This window comes from Winogradskyella sp. ECml5-4, assembly GCF_036903175.1.
Taxonomy (GTDB): Bacteria; Bacteroidota; Bacteroidia; order Flavobacteriales; family Flavobacteriaceae; genus Winogradskyella; species Winogradskyella damuponensis.
Genome location: NZ_JAYJLF010000010.1, coordinates 119,010 through 133,789 on the forward strand (window position 1 = coordinate 119,010; position 14,780 = coordinate 133,789).

The window sequence follows — 14,780 nt, forward strand, 5'->3', positions numbered from 1 at the left end:
GGATTTTTAATTCTATAAATAAGATTTCTGCTTCCGCAGGAATTGGTGTTATTCAACAAGAACCCATTCTCCTTTTTCAATTAAAGGAATGGCTTGTTTGTATTTTACCTCTTTTGCTTCACCGCTCATCACATGCTTAATGGTTACTTTATCATTACGACCAATTTTAGGTTGTTCTCTAACAATAGTTTCTACCACTTGTTGTTGGCGAGAAGCACCTTCACCAGCTTGTCTGCTTTGTGAAGAACGCTCATCTAAATTTTGAATCTCGTCTTTTTGAGTTTCTAATTTTTCTTGTTTACGTTGTTTTGCTTCTTGAATGGTGTTAGCTGTTTCTTGTGGAATTTCACCTTTAAATAAGAAGGAAATCACATCTTTATTAACTTGGTCAATCATAGCTTTAAACAGCTCAAAAGATTCAAATTTATAAATTAATAAAGGATCCTTTTGCTCGTGAACTGCTAACTGTACAGATTGCTTAAGTTCATCCATTTTACGTAAATGTACTTTCCAAGCATCATCAACAATGGCTAATGTAATGTTCTTTTCAAAGTCATTAATTAACTGTGTCCCTTTGGTTTCGTATGCTTTTTCTAAGTCGGTAACCACTTGTAAGTTTTTAACACCATCTGTAAAAGGCACAACGATACGTTTAAACTTATCGCGTTGCGTGTTGTATACATTTTCAATTACAGGAAATGCTAAATCAGCAGCACGTTGCATTTTTTCTCTGTAGTGTTTAAAAGCAGCTTTATAAATAGTTCCAGCGATATCAGTGGCGTTCATTTTTCCGAATTCAGCTTCAGAAATAGGAGACTCCATAGAGAAATAACGAATTAATTCGAATTCAAAATTCTTAAAATCGTTAGCGTTTTTATTAGTTTCAGCGATACCTTCAGACGTGTCAAAAATCATATTTGCTAAATCGACTCTTAATCGTTCACCATGTAAGGCATTACGACGACGCTTGTAAATCACTTCACGTTGCGCGTTCATAACATCATCATATTCTAATAAACGCTTACGCACTCCAAAGTTATTCTCTTCCACTTTTTTCTGTGCACGCTCAATAGATTTAGAAATCATACTATGTTGTATCACTTCTCCTTCTTTTAAGCCCATTCTGTCCATCATCTTAGCGATACGTTCAGAACCAAATAAACGCATTAGGTTATCTTCTAAAGACACATAGAACTGTGAACTTCCTGGATCTCCTTGACGACCAGCTCTACCACGTAACTGTCTGTCTACACGACGCGAATCGTGACGCTCAGTACCTACAATAGCTAAACCTCCGGCTTTTTTAACTTCTTCGCTTAACTTAATATCGGTACCACGACCAGCCATATTGGTAGCAATGGTTACTTGTCCTGCATTACCCGCTTGTGCTACAATTTCAGCTTCTTTTTTATGTTGTTTCGCGTTTAAGACGTTATGCTCAATTTTACGAATACTTAACATTTTACCTAAAAGCTCAGAAATTTCAACGTTAGTTGTACCAATAAGAACAGGACGACCTGCATTTGCTAGTTTTACAACTTCATCAATAACGGCATTGTATTTTTCACGTTTCGTTTTGTATACTAAATCGTCTCTATCATCTCTAGCGATTGGTCTGTTTGTTGGAATTTCTACAACATCTAATTTGTAAATTTCCCAAAGTTCGCCTGCTTCTGTAACTGCAGTACCTGTCATACCAGACAGTTTACGATACATTCTAAAGTAATTTTGAAGCGTTACTGTTGCAAAAGTTTGCGTAGCAGCCTCAATCTTTACATTTTCTTTAGCTTCAATCGCTTGGTGCAGTCCGTCTGAATAACGACGACCATCCATAATACGACCTGTTTGCTCATCGACAATCATAACTTTGTTGTCCATAACAACATATTGATTGTCTTTTTCAAATAAAGCGTAAGCTTTTAAAAGTTGGTTTAAGGTATGGATACGTTCTGATTTGATACCGAAGTCTCTAAATAAATCTTCTTTAAGGCTTGCTTCTTCTTCAGAAGATAAGCCCATGGCTTCGATCTTAGCAATTTCTGTACCCATTTCTGGCATTACAAAGAAATCAGGATCATCTTTACCAGATAAGAACTCGACTCCTTTATCTGATAACTCAACTTGATTATTTTTTTCATCAATCACATAATAGAGTTCTGCATCTACTTTAGGCATTTCTCTATTATTATCTTGCATGTAGAAGTTTTCCGTTTTTTGAAGTAATTGCTTAATTCCTTCTTCACTTAAGTATTTAATTAAGGCTTTGTTTTTAGGAATACCTCTATAAGCTCTTAATAATAAGAAACCACCTTCTTTAGTATCTCCTGCTGCAATTAATTTCTTTGCTTCGGCTAAAACACCAACTAAGTATTTACGTTGAACTTCTTCTATTTGTTGTACTTTAGGTTTTAGAGCATCAAATTCGTGTTCTTCTCCTCGAGGTACAGGGCCTGAAATAATTAATGGTGTACGTGCATCATCGACTAATACTGAATCGACCTCATCGACAATAGCATAATGATGCGGACGTTGTACTAAATCGTCTGGCGAATGTGCCATGTTATCACGTAAGTAATCAAAACCAAATTCATTATTAGTTCCGTAAGTAATATCTGCGTTGTATGCTTTACGACGTGCATCAGAGTTGGGTTGGTGGTAATCAATACAATCAATACTCATTCCATGAAACTGGAATATTGGTGCCATCCACGCGCTATCACGTTTTGCTAAGTAATCGTTAACCGTTACTAAGTGTACTCCTTTACCTGCTAAAGCATTTAAATATACCGGAAGCGTAGCTACAAGCGTTTTACCTTCACCAGTTTGCATCTCGGCAATTTTACCTTGGTGCATAGCAATACCACCAATAAGCTGAACATCATAGTGAATCATGTCCCAAGTAATTGGCTTACCTGCAGCATCCCAAGAATTCGCCCAAATGGCTTGATCGCCTTCTAAAGTTACATAATCGTGACTACCAGAAATTTCACGGTCAAAAGCATTTGCCGTCACTGGAATCTGTGTATTATGAACAAAACGTTTAGCTGTTTCTTTAACGACAGCAAATGCTTCAGGAAGAATATCGTTTAAGACTTCTTCTGTTACATCGTATATTTGGTCGTCTATTTTATCGACTTCCAAATAGATGTCTTCGCGCTCGTCAATATCTTCAGTGACTTGCGCTTTTTCTAAAAGTTCGTCTTTTTTTGTTTGAAGAGGTTTTCTAGCTTCAGCAATTATGGCTTTAAATTCAGCTGTTTTTGCCCTCAGTTCATCGTGTGATAAAGCCTCTAAAGCTTTTTCGAAAGTTTTTATTTTTTCAACAATAGGTTTAATTGAACTTACGTCTTGTTTGGATTTGTCTCCAACAAAAACTTTAAGTACTTTATCTAAAAATGTCATATTATAATATTTGTAACGGATTGATTGGTGTCAATCTTTTTTTGTTAATTTCAGTTCGTTTGTTTTAAACACGCCTATAGTCTCCTATTGGAGACAGTGGTTAGTTGTGAGTTTTACAATTTCCGGTTTAGTTTTAATTTTTAGGAATTAAAAAAACCAACCGAAAATAAAAAAAGTCTCTCAGTTATAATAACGCAAGAGACTTTTTTGTGATAATTTTATATGTTAATATTCATCCTCATTCCAGAGGTAATCTTCGTCAGTAGGATAATCTGGCCAAATTTCTTCAATAGAGTCGTAAGAATCGCCTTCGTCTTCTATCGCTTGTAAATTTTCAACAACTTCTAAAGGTGCTCCTGTTCTAATTGCGTAGTCAATAAGCTCGTCTTTGGTCGCTGGCCAAGGTGCATCACTTAAATAAGATGCTAATTCTAATGTCCAATACATAATTGCGTTGTGATTTTATTTTTTGCAAAAATAATTTTTTAGTTGAACAATCCAAGAAAAAATTGCATTAATTAGCTCTTAGCTTATATAAATTAATTTATCGGTCTCGCTGAACATTTATATTTATGTGGTTTGAATAATTCAAATGGCACTTATAAATGTTTCATCAGTAATAAAAGAACGTATAATCTTCAACTTTTGGTTTCGGATTAGCTATTGTGATTTGTAATCCTATTCTGATTTTGATAAATAAGTTATGATTCTTTATTAGGAATCCATTTTATCTCTTCAGCTTGTAAGTCATGTGACAACTTCCGTGCCAACACAAAAAGGTAGTCAGATAGTCTATTAATATACATCAATGTTTCAGGTTGAAACGGTTCTAAATCATTGAGGTGTGAGGCCAAACGCTCAGCTCTACGGCACACTGTGCGTGCTATGTGACAGAATGACACGGTTTGATGTCCGCCTGGTAAAACAAAATGCGTCATTGGAGGAAGGCTGTCTTCCATAAGGTCCATTTCTTTTTCTAATTTCTCAATGTCTTCGGTTGCTATTTTTGGAATATTTAAGCGAGCCTTACCGTTTTTTAGAGTTGCTTTTTCTGGATCTGTGGCTAAAATAGCCCCAACTGTAAATAACCGATCTTGAATATGCATTAATGTGTTTTTATACAATTGGTCAATGTCTTGGTCTCTGATTAAACCAATGTGCGAATTGAGCTCATCAATGGTGCCGTAACTTTCTATTCTTATATGATGTTTAGGAACGCGTGTGCCACCGAAAAGTGCGGTTGTTCCTTTGTCTCCTGTTTTTGTATATACTTTCATGTAAACAAAGTTAAGAGTTATGTGTTAAATGTTGAGAATTATGAGTTAAAAATTATATGCTTTATTTGTAAAGTGTGAAGTGTAAAGTTTTGAGATTTGAGGATGAAGAGTGAAGGAAATAGAATAAAGAGGATAGATCCGAGAGTTGTGAGTTGTTGGTTGTTGGTGATTGGTCGATAGGAAAGAGACAGGATGCAAGAGTCAAGATTATAGATTATAGAGAATAGAGTTTTTGGTTAGACATGACGAATTTGGGCTAAAGGCTAAGAGTAACTGCTTACTGAACACTGCTAACTGAGCACTGCCTACTGAGCACTGCTTACTGAACACTGCCTACTGATTAAACGTATCACTCTCAATAACACCATCTCGTAAACGAATAACACGTTTAGCATGTGCTGCAATGTCTTCTTCGTGAGTTACCATGATTACTGTATTACCAGCAGCGTGAATTTCATCGAAAAGTGCCATGATTTCAGTACCTGTTTTAGAATCTAGGTTACCCGTTGGCTCATCTGCTAAGATAATAGAAGGTTTGTTGACTAAAGCTCTGCCAACAGCGACACGCTGTCGTTGTCCTCCGGAAAGCTGGTTAGGTTTGTGGTCCATTCGGTCTGCTAAACCAACATCTGTAAGTACTTCTGTAGCGCGTTTTATACGTTCCTTTTTTGAAGCTCCTGCGTATACCATAGGTAAAGCTACATTATCTAAAGCTGTTGTTCTTGGTAGTAAGTTAAAGGTTTGAAATACAAAGCCTATTTCGGTGTTTCTAATATCAGCAAGTTCGTCATCTGACATTTGACTCACATCATTCCCGTTTAAGTTGTATGAACCAGCAGTTGGTGTATCTAGACAACCTAATAAATTCATTAGTGTAGATTTACCGGATCCAGAAGGTCCCATTATGGCTACATATTCGCCACGCTTTATGTCTAAATCAATACCTTTTAGTACATGAACAACTTCTTGTCCTAATTTAAAATCTCTAATGATGTTTCTAATTTCGATGACGTTGCCACTCATATATAAAAGATATTATTACTTAAATCTTCTGCAAGATAAAGGAATTTAAAAATCGGTTCATTACATAAGACGTTAAAGTTGTAGACTTGTTACAATCTAATTTTAAAATGTTCTTCTGCTTGTTCTTTTCTAAAGAAAACAAACCCCATATGGAAGCAATCTACAGTGACCGTTACAGCGTTGTGGTTTTTTATGTAATCCCAGGCTTCAGTCATGCCTTTAGACCAATAAATATCATCAAAAACAAAAACAGAATCATTATGAGTTTTTGGTATTAAAGCTTCAAAATATTGAATGGTAGCTTCTTTATTATGATGCCCATCGAAGAAGATAAAATCGAAGTTGTTATCGTTTAAAACAGGAATTTTGTCAATGAAATTTCCAATTTTATATTCAACATTATTAACGCCCTGTTTTTTTAGCATAGATTGAGCGAAATTAGATGTATTTGAGCAGCCTTCAATTGTAATTATTTGCGAAGTATTATTTGCTAATGCTATAGCATAAGTTCCCATGCCTAAAGACGTTCCTAATTCTAAAACTTTTTTAAAACCGAAATACTTAGAAAGTCTAAATAATAACCGAGCATCTTTTTTAGAACTACTAGAGGTTTTTGCCATATCACTAACTTTTCGTTGCTTGGCATCTAAGGTTTTTGAACCTGCACCTAAGTCTGTGATATTAAGAGTTGTATTAGAGTTCTTTAAATCCTTTTTATAATGTTTGAGTTTTGTATAGGCTTCATAACTAGTTTTGTCATAAAGGCATTTGGTTACAAAGCTATAGACAAAAGGGGAGTGGACTCCATGTTGATTGGTAGCTTTTGAAAGGAATTGTATATATGCTTTTATTTGGTACACGTTTTAGATTTCCGAGTTTTAGAATTTCTTTACCACTTGTAGATTTGTTATTAACCTTCCAATTTTTCGGCTAATTCAAACCAACGCATTTCTTTTTCTTCAATGGTATCAATAATTACTTGTAATTTTTCGGAAAGTTTACTGATTTGATCTTGGGTTAATTCAGGGTTAAGGAATTGGGCTTCTAATTCTGTTTTATCTAATTCTAATGCTCTAATTTTAGACGTTAAATTTTTGTATTCTTTTTGTTCGTTGTAGTCTAGTTTGTTTGCTTCATTTTGCTTTTCAGCTTTTGTATTATCAACTTTTTCTACCGTTTCAATTTGCTTTGGTTGGCTGCTGTCATAAGCTCTAAAATCGGAATAATTACCAGGGAAATCATCAACAACACCTTCACCTCTAAACACAAACATATGATCTACAATTTTGTCCATAAAGTAACGGTCGTGAGACACCACTAATAATACACCCGGAAAATCCATTAGGAAATCTTCAAGGACATTGAGAGTTACAATATCTAGGTCGTTGGTAGGCTCATCTAAAATTAACACATTTGGGTTCTGAATTAAAACAGTACATAAGTACAGTCGTTTTTGTTCGCCACCACTAAGTTTCTCTACAAAATCCCATTGTTTTTTTCTGTCGAATAAAAAACGTTCTAATAATTGTTGAGCACTAATCTGTCTGCCTTTAGATAGTGGGATGTATTCCCCAAATTCTTTAATGACATCAATGACTTTTTGATTAGGTTTTGCTTTTATTCCTCCTTGAGTATAATAGCCAATTTTAACAGTTTCTCCAATAACTACTTTACCGGCATCTGGTTGTAAACTCTGTGTTAAAAGGTTTAGGAATGTCGATTTTCCTGTTCCGTTTTTTCCAATAATGCCTATGCGTTCCCCTTTTTTGAAAGTGTATTCAAAATCTTTTAATATAGTCTTATTTTTAAACGCTTTAGATACTTTATGAAATTCTATAATTTTACTTCCAAGGCGTTCCATGTGAATTTCTAATTGCACTTGGTGGTCATTACGACGTTGGTGTGCTTTAGATTTTATTTCATGGAAATCGTCAATTCTACTTTTTGATTTTGTGGTACGTGCTTTGGGTTGACGACGCATCCAATCTAATTCTTTTTTGAAGAGCTGTTTGGCTTTGCCAACTTCGGTGGCTTGGTTTTCTATTCGGGCTTCTTTTTTCTCTAAATAGTAAGAGTAATTTCCTTTATAAGTATGTAATTCGCCATGGTCTAATTCTATAATTTCATTACAGACACGTTCTAGAAAATAACGGTCGTGCGTAACCATGAACAAGGTTTGTTGTGTTTTTGCGAAATAGTCTTCTAACCATTCAATCATTTCTAAATCGAGATGGTTGGTTGGCTCATCAAGAATTAAAATATCCGGTTTGCTTAATAGCGCTTGAGCTAGTGCTAAACGTTTTTTTTGACCACCAGAAAGTGTGCTTACTTTCATAGATAAATCGTCTAGCTTTAATTGCGATAACGTTTGTTGGTATTGGGTTTCAAATTCCCAAGCATTAAATCTATCCATAGCTTCAAAAGCTTTTTGGTAAGCATCAGCATCTTCAGGATTTTTTAGGGCGTGCTCATAGGCTTCAATGATTTTTAAAATGGGGATGTCTGAAGCGAAAATGGTTTCTTCAAGTGTAAGCTTAGGATCTAAATCGGGTTCTTGATCTAAAAATGCTAATCGTAATCCTTTTCTAATGACGATTTGACCATCGTCTGGAGAATCTTTTCCAGCTAAAATATTGAGAATAGAAGTTTTTCCACTTCCGTTTTTAGCTACAAAAGCAATTTTCTGATCTTTATGAATACTAAATGATAAATCCTTGAAAAGTACAAGCTCTCCAAAAGACTTAGAAATGTTTTCGACGTTGAGGTAATTCAAACTGTTTTTTTTACAAAGAACGGAAATAAACCAAAAAGAATACTAATAGTTTTGATATTACTATTGATACATTATATTTGTCTTTAAAGATTTATTGTACATATGAAGCGTATTAAGCTTTTAATTATTGTGTTGAGTTGTGTTATTGTTTCGTCCTGTATTCCTCATAAGGACACTATTTATTTACAAGACAAAGGGAGTTCAATTAATGATACTATTCCAAATAACTTGAGTGAAGTTCAGAAGCCTTATAGAGTTCAAGTTAATGACATTTTAAATATAAGGGTTAAGGCTCTAGATCAAGAAACTGTGACGATTTTAAATCCTACAGGTGAAGGAAATTTGAATGCTAGTAGTGCAGAACGTGCTTTTTTTGATGGTTTTACAGTAGATGTACATGGTAATATAAGGATACCAACTCTAGGGTATTTGAATGTATTAGGGTTTACAACTGAAGAGATTGAAAAAATAATTGAGAAAAAGTTGCTCGATGAGCAGTTTAAAGAAACAGCAAATATATTTGTAACTGTTAAATTAGCCGGATTAAGATATACAGCAAATGGTGAAGTTGGAAGACCGGGTAGCAACGTTTTGTTTACTGAACGCGTTAATATTTTTGAAGCTATCGCAAATGTTGGTGAAATACCGATAACAGGGAATAAAAAAGATGTCAAAATAATTAGGCAATATCCCCAAGGTCAAAAAATACATAGTTTAGATTTAACAGATGTCAATGTAATGAAATCTCCATATTACTACATTCAACCTAATGATATTATATATGTTCAGCCATTGAAACAAAAGTCAATTGGTACAGGTGAAACGGCGGTTTCTAGTATTACTACAATAGCTTCAATTCTTTCGCTACTAACAACTGGAATCTTACTTTATTCAAGATTATAAATTACTATGAGAGATTACGAAGAGTTAGATGATATTGAATCACAAAGTATAAGTTTTGACTTTAGAGGGTATCTTTTTAAAGTTTTAAATCTTTGGAAATTTTTACTGCTCTGTGTTGGTACAGCTTTACTTGTAGCATATTTTATAAACGTAAGAAAGCAAAACGTATATAAGTTGGATTCTTTGATTTCTGTAGATAATGATCAAAATCCATTCTTTACAGCAAACACGAGTATCTCCTTTAATTGGGGAGGGGTTTCTGGTAAAGTAGGAAAGATACTTACCGCAATAAAAACAAGAAGTCACAATGAGAAAGTAGTAGATTCCCTCCAATATTATATGGAGTATTTGGTTGAAGGGAAGTATAGAAAGGAGGATATTTATAAAAAATCCCCATTTGAATTTATAATAGATAAATCGAAAAATCAAATAGTAGATTATCCTGTAGGAATTCGGTTTGTAAATGCGACTCAATTTGAGGTGTTTACCGAATTTGAAGGCACGAGCGCATCTGCTCAAAAGTATAGTGATAAATCTATATCTAGAATTAATATTCCAGAGGGCACGTTTTCTAAAACCTATGATAATGGGGACACGATTGAATTGCCATTTCTTAACGGCCAAGTTGTTATTAAGCCATCTCAAAACATTAAGCCAGGATCAGAGTTTTTTCTTAAGTTTCTTAATTTTGATGCCATAGTTAACAGTTATAAATCTAAAATTATAATTGAGCCTTTTTCACAAACATCATCTTCAATATTGAAATTGCAACTGTCGGGAAATAATAAAGCTAAGATTGTAGACTATATTAATGCAACGTCTGCTATTCTAAGTAGAACAGAGTTGGAAAGAAAAAACTTGTATGCAACCAATACCATTAAATTTATAGATAGTAGTCTTGCATCTGTGAACTCTGACCTAAAAGATGTTACCAATGAGATGAACAAATTTAGGAAGGAAAACAAGGTTTTTGATGTAACTAGCGAAATTTCCCAAATTTCTGAACAGTTGAGACGGTTTGATGTAGAAAAACAAGAGGAACAATCTAAGCTCAATTACCTAAATAATCTTGAGATATATTTAAATACAAAGACGGATTATACTAAAATTGCAGCACCAACAAGTGCAGGTGTAGATGAAGGTAATATTCTTAATAGTGTTTCTAAAATTGTACAATTAGCTGCTGAACGACAAAATCTTGAATATACAACAAAAGAAGGTTCAGGACTTTTTAAAGAAATAGACCGACGTATAGATTCGGAAAAAAATGTATTACTTGAAACTATAGACGCTACTAAGAAGACAATATCTATTCAATTATCCACAATTAATAGAAATATTGCAAATTTAGAAGCTAAATTAAGTGATTTACCTGAAGATGAACAACAATTTTTAAGAATTCAAAGAAAATTAGATATTAGCCAGGAAGCCTATGATATTTATATGACGAAAAGAAGTGAAGCAGCCATAGTGAAAGCTGCTAATATTTCTGATCTTACAATTATTGATGAGGCTAAAGATATAGGTGGAGGATTAATAGGGCCAAATAAGTCACTAAATTACATGATGGCTTTAATGATGGGGTTTTTTATTCCTATGTTTTTAATTTTTGTAGTATATCTTTTAGATAATACGATTCATGGTTCTGATGAAGTATCAAGGATTTCCAAAATTCCGATTTTAGGATTAATAGGAAAGTACCGATACAAGAATAACTTAGTGGCTTATGAGAAGCCTAAGTCTGCTGTAGCTGAGTCGTTTAGGGCGATTAGGTCGAGTTTGCAGTTTATTTTTAAAGATTCTGTTTCTGAAACAAAGGCTAATACCTTAATGATAACATCTTCAGTTAGTGGTGAAGGGAAAACATTTACATCAATTAATATAGCAACGGTTTATGCCCTTTCAGGAAAAAAGACCATTCTGTTAGGATTAGATTTACGTAAGCCAAAAATATTTGATGATTTTAGTGTGACAAATGACAAAGGTGTTGTTAATTACCTTATTGGTGATAGTTCTCTAGATGAGGTTATAACCGAGACGCATATTGAAAATTTAAGTATATGTCCTTCAGGTCCAATTCCTCCTAATCCGTCGGAATTACTGATGAGTGATAGAATGAAAGAAATGATTACGGTGCTTAAAGAAGAATATGATATGATTATTTTAGATACTCCACCATTAGGCTTAGTTACAGATGCATTAGAATTAACCCAATATGCTGATGCCACTATTTTTATGGTGAGATTGGATTATACTAAAAAAGGAATGCTGCAACTGGTAAATGCAAAACATCGATCAGGCGAACTTAAAAATGTAAGTTTTGTGCTTAATTTTTATAGACATAAAAACAATCATAATTACGGCTATGGTTATGGCTACGGTTATGGTTATGGCTACGGTGTTTATGGAAATACATATCATGAAAAAGACGATTCTTCACTTCTAAAAAAGATTAAGAATTTCTTGAAGAAAATATAAATCGTTTTAATTATTAAGTATTTTGATCACTAAAACTCAACTTCTAGTCAAACGTATTTTTGATTTAGTTTTAGTGCTATTGTTTTTGCCTTTATTAATCATTCCTATTCTTGTACTTTTTATTATCGCTACTATAGATACTAAGGAATTTGGTGTGTTTTCACAGAAACGTGTGGGGCAACACGGTAAATTATTTAAAATTTATAAAATTAGAACCCTAAAAGAAGGTAAGCATCAATTAGGTCATTTAGATCAGAGTGCTAGTGCTATTGGAAAATACCTAAGACGTACTAAATTAAACGAGTTGCCTCAATTATTTAATGTACTAATAGGTGATATGAGTTTTGTTGGTCCAAGACCTGATTTGCAGGGTTTTGCCGATGAGTTAAAAGGTGAAGATCGAATTATTTTAATGGTAAAACCGGGAATTACTGGTCCAGCCACTTTAAAATATAAGAATGAAGAACGTGTATTAGAGCGTCAAAAAGACCCAGATAACTACAATAGAACGATTATTTGGGTAGATAAAGTGAAAATCAATAAAAAGTATGTTCTTAATTATAGTTTTTACTTAGATTTGGCATTCATTTTAAAATCTACTTTAAACAAATGACACATTCAGAAGATAAGATTGCAATTATAGGATTAGGTTATGTTGGTTTGCCTCTTGCCGTAGAGTTTGCAAAGAAATTCTTTGTAGTTGGTTTCGATATTAATAAACAACGCATCAGTGAATTAAATACTGGTTTAGATAAAACATTAGAAGTTGACAACGAGAATTTAAAATCGGTTTTAACTACAGACTTAAACTCTAGTAAAGGTTTATATATTACAGATAACGTTGAGGCATTAGCTGCTACAAATGTATATATTATTACAGTGCCAACTCCAACAGATGCATTAAATAAGCCTGTATTTACACCTTTAATAAAGGCTAGTGAAACTGTAGGTCGTGCGATGTCTAAAAATGATATTGTTATATACGAATCAACAGTTTATCCTGGTGCAACAGAAGATATTTGTGTCCCTATTTTAGCTGAGGTTTCAGGTTTAACTTATAACAAAGATTTTTTTGCTGGTTATTCGCCAGAACGTATAAACCCAGGAGATAAACAACATACAGTAACTAAAATTTTAAAAGTGACTTCTGGTTCTACACCAGAAATAGCAAAGAAAGTTAACGATTTATACTTAAAAGTAATTACAGCAGGTACGCATTTAGCTCCTTCGATAAAAGTAGCTGAAGCGGCTAAAGTTATTGAAAACTCTCAACGAGATATCAATATTGCTTTTGTAAATGAATTGTCTAAAATATTTAGATTATTAGACATTGATACTAAAGCGGTGTTAGAAGCTGCTGGTACGAAATGGAATTTCTTAAAATTCTCACCAGGTTTAGTGGGGGGTCACTGTATTGGAGTAGATCCTTATTATTTGGCACAAAAAGCTATTGAGTCTGGTTATAATCCAGAAATTATTTTAGCTGGTCGTAAGATGAATGACAGTATGGGAAGCTACGTTGCAACCGAAACTGTTAAGATGATGATTAAAAAAGGAGCTACGATTAAAGGATCTAAAGCCCTTGTTTTAGGAACAACTTTCAAAGAAAATTGTCCAGATATCAGAAACTCTAGAGTTATTGATATTATAGAAGAGTTAGAAACATACCACGTAAATGTAGATGTTTATGATCCTTGGGCTTCTAAAGAAGAAGTGAAACATGAGTATGGTTTCGACCTAATTACTGATTTTGGAGATTTAAGTTCAGATTACGATGCTGTTATTTTAGCGGTTTCGCATAATGAGTTCTTAGAATTAGATATTACTAAATTAAAGTCACAAACAGGTGTTGTTTTCGATGTAAAATCATTACTTCCTTTAGACGCCGTAGACGCAAGATTATAATGTATTCAAACCCACATCACACAGTAGACCTATCCGAATTAAGTTTTTTAATCACGGGAGGTGGAGGCTTTATTGGCTCTAACCTAACAGAATACTTATTAAAGTATAATGCTAAAAAAGTAAGAGTTTTAGATAACTTTTCTAATGGGCATCGTGAAAATTTAACTGAGTTTATGGATAATCCTGCCTTTGAACTTATAGAAGGAGATATCAGAGATTTAGAAACCTGTAAAAAAGCAATGGATGGGATTGATTATGTCTCTCATCAAGCAGCTTTAGGTTCTGTGCCTCGCTCTATTAATGATCCAGCAACAACGAATGAAGTTAATATTTCTGGATTTTTAAATATGATGATTGCATTAAAGGATAGTCCTACCGTAAAACGTATGGTCTATGCAGCGTCTAGTTCAACTTATGGAGATAGTAAAGCATTGCCTAAAGTAGAAGATACTATAGGTAAACCTTTGTCTCCTTATGCTGTTACAAAATACGTAAATGAATTGTATGCTGATGTGTTTGGAACAACTTACGATACTGATGTAATTGGCTTAAGATATTTTAATGTATTTGGCCCTAAGCAAAGTCCTAGTGGTGCTTATGCTGCTGTAATTCCATTATTCATGCAGGCGCTTAAAGATAATGAGCCTTCAAAAATTAATGGAGATGGTGAGCAAACAAGAGATTTTACTTTTATAGATAATGTGGTTCAGGCTAATGTAAAAGGATTTTTTGCCTCTAAAGAAGCGAAGAATGAGGTCTTTAATGTAGCTTGTGGTGAGCGTATTACTATAAATTATTTATGGGAATCATTGCGTATTGCAGCAAATTCTGAGTTAAAGGCTGTTTATGGGCCTAATAGACAGGGAGATGTAAGAGATTCTTTAGCTGATATTTCAAAGGCTCAAAATTTATTAGGTTATAAACCAAAATATACTGTAAGAGAAGGTTTAAAAATTACATATAAATGGTTCGATGAACATTAATGTTTAATGTCAAACATTTATAAGAAATTGTTATAA

General features: G+C 33.7%; 11 protein-coding genes. 5 read left to right on the forward strand and 6 right to left on the reverse strand.

Translation table 11 applies throughout. The annotated features are described in order from the left end of the window. Positions 1-48: 48 nt before the first annotated feature. The 6 genes from secA to VDP25_RS12110 form a co-directional block, all read right to left on the reverse strand. Positions 49-3,402 (reverse strand): preprotein translocase subunit SecA, encoded by a 3,354-nt coding sequence (gene secA / locus VDP25_RS12085; RefSeq protein ID WP_334470095.1) that lies wholly within the window; start codon positions 3,400-3,402, stop codon positions 49-51. 225 nt (positions 3,403-3,627) lie between these two features. Continuing rightward, positions 3,628-3,849 carry a DUF2795 domain-containing protein gene (locus VDP25_RS12090; RefSeq protein ID WP_008272287.1) on the reverse strand — a complete coding sequence of 74 codons (222 nt, stop codon included), beginning with the start codon at positions 3,847-3,849 and terminating at the stop codon, positions 3,628-3,630. Between the two features lie 254 nt (positions 3,850-4,103). Beyond that, a complete protein-coding gene (locus VDP25_RS12095) occupies positions 4,104-4,679 on the reverse strand; it encodes a cob(I)yrinic acid a,c-diamide adenosyltransferase (protein ID WP_334470120.1) in 576 nt (191 codons plus the stop codon). 333 nt (positions 4,680-5,012) lie between these two features. After that, complete coding sequence (locus tag VDP25_RS12100) at positions 5,013-5,702, reverse strand: ABC transporter ATP-binding protein (RefSeq protein ID WP_334470122.1); 690 nt, start codon at positions 5,700-5,702, stop codon at positions 5,013-5,015. A gap of 89 nt (positions 5,703-5,791) precedes the next feature. Then, positions 5,792-6,562: an O-methyltransferase gene (locus VDP25_RS12105; protein WP_334470124.1), complete on the reverse strand. Its 771-nt coding sequence runs from the start codon at positions 6,560-6,562 to the stop codon at positions 5,792-5,794. Between the two features lie 50 nt (positions 6,563-6,612). Continuing rightward, positions 6,613-8,475 (reverse strand): ABC-F family ATP-binding cassette domain-containing protein, encoded by a 1,863-nt coding sequence (locus VDP25_RS12110; protein ID WP_334470127.1) that lies wholly within the window; start codon positions 8,473-8,475, stop codon positions 6,613-6,615. A gap of 102 nt (positions 8,476-8,577) precedes the next feature. On the opposite strand from VDP25_RS12110, the gene VDP25_RS12115 reads away from it, so the two are divergent. Genes VDP25_RS12115 through VDP25_RS12135 form a run of 5 tightly spaced genes read left to right on the forward strand, consistent with a single transcriptional unit; the run spans position 8,578 to position 14,744 of the window. Further along, on the forward strand, positions 8,578-9,378 hold the full coding sequence (locus tag VDP25_RS12115; RefSeq protein WP_334470129.1) for a polysaccharide biosynthesis/export family protein: 801 nt from the start codon (positions 8,578-8,580) through the stop codon (positions 9,376-9,378). A 6-nt stretch (positions 9,379-9,384) separates the two neighbouring features. Beyond that, positions 9,385-11,856, forward strand: coding sequence for a polysaccharide biosynthesis tyrosine autokinase (locus tag VDP25_RS12120; protein ID WP_334470131.1), 2,472 nt, complete (start codon positions 9,385-9,387; stop codon positions 11,854-11,856). Positions 11,857-11,878: 22 nt separating this feature from the next. Further along, positions 11,879-12,469, forward strand: a complete 591-nt coding sequence (locus tag VDP25_RS12125) for a sugar transferase (RefSeq protein ID WP_334470133.1) — start codon at positions 11,879-11,881, stop codon at positions 12,467-12,469. Next, positions 12,466-13,761, forward strand: coding sequence for a nucleotide sugar dehydrogenase (locus VDP25_RS12130; protein ID WP_334470135.1), 1,296 nt, complete (start codon positions 12,466-12,468; stop codon positions 13,759-13,761). Before VDP25_RS12125 ends, VDP25_RS12130 begins: the two co-directional genes overlap by 4 nt. Then, positions 13,761-14,744, forward strand: a complete 984-nt coding sequence (locus VDP25_RS12135; RefSeq protein WP_334470137.1) for an SDR family oxidoreductase — start codon at positions 13,761-13,763, stop codon at positions 14,742-14,744. Before VDP25_RS12130 ends, VDP25_RS12135 begins: the two co-directional genes overlap by 1 nt. The last annotated feature ends 36 nt before the right edge of the window (positions 14,745-14,780 follow it).

What these genes read in the sequence shown, in the direction of transcription:
- VDP25_RS12100 (WP_334470122.1), bottom strand. Translation starts at nt 5,702, where the DNA reads ATGAGTGGCAACGTCATCGAAATTAGAAACATCATTAGAGATTTTAAA.
- secA (WP_334470095.1), bottom strand. Translation starts at nt 3,402, where the DNA reads ATGACATTTTTAGATAAAGTACTTAAAGTTTTTGTTGGAGACAAATCC.
- VDP25_RS12130 (WP_334470135.1), top strand. Translation starts at nt 12,466, where the DNA reads ATGACACATTCAGAAGATAAGATTGCAATTATAGGATTAGGTTATGTT.
- VDP25_RS12120 (WP_334470131.1), top strand. Translation starts at nt 9,385, where the DNA reads ATGAGAGATTACGAAGAGTTAGATGATATTGAATCACAAAGTATAAGT.
- VDP25_RS12115 (WP_334470129.1), top strand. Translation starts at nt 8,578, where the DNA reads ATGAAGCGTATTAAGCTTTTAATTATTGTGTTGAGTTGTGTTATTGTT.
- VDP25_RS12090 (WP_008272287.1), bottom strand. Translation starts at nt 3,849, where the DNA reads ATGTATTGGACATTAGAATTAGCATCTTATTTAAGTGATGCACCTTGG.
- VDP25_RS12095 (WP_334470120.1), bottom strand. Translation starts at nt 4,679, where the DNA reads ATGAAAGTATATACAAAAACAGGAGACAAAGGAACAACCGCACTTTTC.
- VDP25_RS12135 (WP_334470137.1), top strand. Translation starts at nt 13,761, where the DNA reads ATGTATTCAAACCCACATCACACAGTAGACCTATCCGAATTAAGTTTT.